Source organism: Enterobacter sp. Li2LvB3, from assembly GCF_056156645.1.
On record NZ_JBSICG010000070.1, the window covers coordinates 1 to 355 of the forward strand.

The 355-nt window shown below is 62.8% G+C and carries 1 protein-coding gene; it reads left to right on the forward strand.

Annotated features, from left to right (window positions below; all coding sequences use genetic code 11):
- Positions 1–355, forward strand: a 355-nt coding sequence (locus tag ACS603_RS23450; RefSeq protein WP_474945022.1) for an Ig-like domain-containing protein, incomplete at both ends; no start/stop codon positions are given.

Below are 355 nucleotides of genomic sequence, written 5' to 3' on the forward strand. Positions count from 1 at the left end.
CCTGACCTTTAATGTCGACACCACCCTGTCCGTTCCGACGGTCGATCTGGTGGATGCGTCCGACAGCGGTGGCAGCAGCACTGACAACGTCACCAACGACAGCACGCCGGCCTTTACGCTGGGCAATATCGACGCCGACGTGACCGACGTGCAGGTGCTGATTAACGGCACGGCCCACAGCGCCCAGCAGGTGGACGGCACCTGGCAGTTCACCGCCCCGGCTCTGGCGGACGGTGACTATACCGTGACCGTGCAGGTGACCGACGACGCGGGCAATATTCAGCGCTCCGCTGCGCTGGATATGACGATTGATACCGTGACGGCAGTCCCGGTGATTACCCTTACCGACGACACC